Source organism: Microvirga sp. P4_G7, from assembly GCF_056401005.1.
The window spans coordinates 1-1,636 of sequence record NZ_JBFUKD010000762.1 but is presented as its reverse complement, the minus strand read 5'-3'; the positions used below and the strand labels follow the sequence as shown (position 1 = coordinate 1,636).

Annotated in this window: 3 protein-coding genes; all 3 read right to left on the bottom strand. The window is 59.4% G+C overall.

The window, feature by feature from the left end:
- On the bottom strand, positions 1-489 hold a 489-nt coding region (locus AC1DT3_RS20420; RefSeq protein ID WP_477467035.1), incomplete at its 3' end, for a YdcF family protein.
- A gap of 9 nt (positions 490-498) precedes the next feature.
- Positions 499-1,203: a ribonuclease activity regulator RraA gene (locus tag AC1DT3_RS20415; RefSeq protein WP_477467034.1), complete on the bottom strand. Its 705-nt coding sequence runs from the start codon at positions 1,201-1,203 to the stop codon at positions 499-501.
- Between the two features lie 25 nt (positions 1,204-1,228).
- Positions 1,229-1,636, bottom strand: a 408-nt coding sequence (locus AC1DT3_RS20410; RefSeq protein WP_477467033.1) for a hypothetical protein, incomplete at its 5' end; no start/stop codon positions are given.

Here is a 1,636-nt window from a genome sequence, read left to right as displayed (position 1 = left end):
GTCCTCGATGATGAGCCGCTTTGAATCGATGTTCAGGCTTTGCAGAAACGTCGCGATAATGGGGGCTTCCGCGGCACCGTCGCCGAATACCGTTCCGCCGCCCCCCGAAATGAGGATGCGAGCGTTCGGGTAGCGTATCGCGAGCTGGATCGTGTCGAGAACACGCTCCGCCGATTCGTTGGCGACGATCTGTCCGCGCGAGGCCGATTCTCGCGCCTCGACCGCGCCGCCCAGCAGAATGATTCCGTCGACGGGCTTTCCATCATCCGCAAAGGCTGGAAAGCGTTCTTCGAGCGGACGGATGAGATGATTGGCGATGGGCGAAAGTCCCAACGCCATCGTCGCAATCGTCGCGAGAAGTGCAATCGAAAATCCGATCTTTCGCAAGCGCGTGGCGACAGCGAGCAACAGCCCGAGCAAAATGATGCTGACGAGCAGGTTGGACGGCGTGGCGAAGAACCACGCGATTTTCGATGCGTAATAGAACATGAGGCCGCGTCAGGATTTTCCGGTCTCGGCCTCGTAGCGGGCCCTCGTCTCGGCGTTCGGCGGATAGAGGCCGGGGAGGGGAACGCCCTTCTCGATCTCGCGCATGATCCACAATTCGAGCCTTTCCTGCTCGATGCCGGCTTTCGCGACTTCTTCGACGAGCGCCGCTGGAATAACCACTGCGCCGTCACCGTCCGCCACGATCACGTCGTCGGGAAATACGGCGACGCCGCCGCAGCCGATGGGTTCCTGCCACCCGACGAAGGTGAGGCCCGCAACCGAAGCTGGCGCGGCGATGCCGGAGCACCAGACCGGCAAACCCGCACCCTCGACACCCGCGCCGTCGCGCATCACGCCGTCGGTCACCAGTGCTGCAACACCGCGCATCTTCATGCGTGCGGCGAGAATGTCGCCGAAGATCCCGGCATCCGACACGCCCATGGAATCGACCACGGCGATGCAGCCTTCCGGCATGTCCTCGATGGCAGCCCTTGTCGAGCGCGGCGACGACCAGGATTCCGGCGTCGCGAGGTCTTCACGCGCAGGCACGAAGCGCAGAGTGAAGGCGCGCCCGACGACGCGCTCGTTCGCATTGAAATACGGCATCGGCCCCTGCATCCAGCAGCGACGGATACCTTTCTTCAAGAGAACGGTGGTCAATGTCGCGGTCGAGATCGCGCGCAAGGCGTCGGCGAGGGCTTTGTCGAGACTCATGGAACGTTCCTAATGCGTTGAAAACTTACTTGCTCAACGTAAAAACTAGTATGCCGACGCCAATCATGAAGGAGAGAAATGAGCACAGGCCCGTGGTTTCTGCAATGAAGAGAGTGCGAATTCCGTGCTTCCTATGACGTTCTGCTCGATCATCGGCATGGACAAATTGCGGCGAGCCTGGATTATCGTACCCATGTCGCTGTAAGATTTTTGCTGTCCAAGCGTTCGCATTCTCATCGGATTCACGAACGCCGTGATGATAGCCACGATACAGTAGAAGGCCACAGATCATTGCGAATGAGAGCCCCATCGCAAAAGCAAGCATCGGTCCAGCGGTAACTGAAAGAATCTCGGTCTTTGCTCGAGTTGCTGCAACAAACGTGGGGACTGCGATCAAGGCTGCCCAATTTAGCGTGAACATCTGGCCTAATAG